This is a genomic window from Longimicrobium sp. (assembly GCF_036387355.1).
GTDB lineage: Bacteria > Gemmatimonadota > Gemmatimonadetes > Longimicrobiales > Longimicrobiaceae > Longimicrobium.
Genome location: NZ_DASVTX010000473.1, coordinates 1 through 2,002, shown reverse-complemented (window position 1 = coordinate 2,002; position 2,002 = coordinate 1). Strand labels below are relative to the sequence as shown.

General features: G+C 72.3%; 3 protein-coding genes. 2 read left to right on the top strand and 1 reads right to left on the bottom strand.

The annotated features are described in order from the left end of the window. Positions 1-54: 54 nt before the first annotated feature. The gene (locus VF665_RS20455) at positions 55-420 is read right to left on the bottom strand and encodes a hypothetical protein (protein WP_331055317.1); all 366 of its coding nucleotides are present in this window, start codon (positions 418-420) and stop codon (positions 55-57) included. 191 nt (positions 421-611) lie between these two features. On the opposite strand from VF665_RS20455, the gene VF665_RS20450 reads away from it, so the two are divergent. Next, positions 612-926, top strand: coding sequence for a WGxxGxxG family protein (locus VF665_RS20450; protein WP_331055316.1), 315 nt, complete (start codon positions 612-614; stop codon positions 924-926). Positions 927-1,112: 186 nt separating this feature from the next. Further along, a complete protein-coding gene (locus VF665_RS20445; protein WP_331055315.1) occupies positions 1,113-1,790 on the top strand; it encodes a hypothetical protein in 678 nt (225 codons plus the stop codon). Positions 1,791-2,002: the final 212 nt, after the last annotated feature.

Genomic DNA, 2,002 nt, shown 5'->3' with positions numbered 1-2,002 from the left:
CCCCCGTGGCCTCCGTGAGAGACGCGGTTTACCCAGCCCGCCGCCGAGCGACAGCTAGTTGCGTACCTCGACGGGAGCGGAGAACCACTCCTGGATTCCCTCCGCCAGTTCGGAGCCCGCGTACACGGGGACGCCGCGGTGCCACCAGGGATCGGCCTCCGGGCCCACCTGCACCCCCGGCTGCAGCATGGCGCGGAACCGCGCATCCAGCGCCTCTACGTCCTGCATTACCGCCCCGGGCAGGCACCCGGCCTGCAGGCACGCCTCCAGCCGGTCCCGGACGGCAAGGTCGGCGTGGTAGTCGTACAAGTTGAACGGATAGCCGCCGGCGCACTCGTCCACGAACTCGCGCCACTCCCGCACCAGGTCCTCCGGCGCGTCTCCGTCCAGCACCTCGTCCTTGGGTTCCATTCCGCTCATCCCGGTCGTCTGTCGCGTCCTGCAACTCCGCAGCGCCCGGTTCGGGGCACATCCGGTGCCGCCGCGTACCGAAACGCAAGCTTATGCAAAGCTTTGCATGCACTCCGCCGCACGAATGCGGCACGTTTCCGGCATGGCCGCGGGCCGCGATTCGTGCGGGACCACCTCATCTCACGCCCAAGGAGGCATGCATGGCTACACACATCCGCAGGTTGGCGGTTGCAGGGCTGGCGCTCGGCCTCTCCGCCGCGGCGCCCCGTCCGGCCGCCGCGCAGGACGACACGGCGGTCGTCACCACCACGACGCGCACGGAAGAAAAGGAGAGCCGCGGCTTTCCCTGGGGGCTCCTGGGACTTCTGGGGCTCGCCGGCCTGATGCCCCGCGGCCGCAAGGACGTGCACGTGCGCGAGGAACTGCACACCCGCCCGGCGCCCACGCGCGTGGAGCACGTGGACCCGGCGCCCACCCGCATCGAGCGCACCGATCCGCCGCCGCCGCGCGTCTGACGCTTCTCGTCAAGGCAGGGCCGAACACACCGGCCCGCCCGGATCGCGGACACCCCGGCCCTTCCTGGAAGGCCGGGGTGTCCGTCGCTTCACGCTGGATGATGGAGCGCCCGCAGCGCCTTGCCCCGGACGGCGCGCCGCGGCAGGTTGCCGTCGCGATCCACACCATTCCAAGCCGCACAGCAGATGAAGCGAGTCGAGCGCCTGGGCGAGGCCGCCGCGCCGGACGGCACCGTGATGACGCTGTACCGGCACGACGGCGCGTACGCCCTCCGCGTGAACAACGTGGAGTTGATGAACACGCGCTGCTTCCACTCCGAGGAGCAGCTCGCCGAGCGCGTGTGCCTGCCCCTGGCCGGCACGCCGGGCGCGCGCGTGCTGATCGGCGGATTAGGCTTCGGCTTCACCCTGCGGGCCGCGCTGCGGGTGCTCCCCGCGGACGCCGCGGTGGTCGTCGCCGAGATCGTGGCCGAGGTGATCGAGTGGAACCGCAACCCCGAGTACCCGCTGGCCGCCGGCGCGCTCGCGGACCCGCGGGTGGAGCTGCGACACGCCGACGTGTCGCACGTCCTGCGCGACGGGCCGGGGGAGTACGATGCCATCATGCTGGACGTGGACAACGGGGCGGGCGCGCTGACCACCGGCGCCAACGCGGCGCTCTACCGCGCCAACGGCGTGCGGACCGCCGCCGCCGCGCTGCGCCCCGGCGGCCGCCTGGCCTACTGGTCCGCGGAAGCGGAGCCGGAGTTCGCCGCCCTCCTCCGCAGGACGGGGCTGGAGGTGGACGAGGTCCGCGTCCGTGCCCACGCCGGCAGGTCCGGCCCGCGCCACACGCTCCTGATCGCCCACGCCCCCGCGAAGTAGCACTCCGGTCCCGCGGAGCGCTCTGGAGAGCTGCCGGCGCGCGTCCGGGCTGGGCGTTGTGCCACCGTCCGGAGCACACTCGTTTTCCGCATCAATATCTCCGTTGACGGAAGATGGCGTTCCCGCGCGCCTGGCCGGGCACGGCCCGGAAACAGATGGCGTTCGCGACCACTCGCCGGGGTGCATGCGGCGGAGGCACGGACGGAGCACTT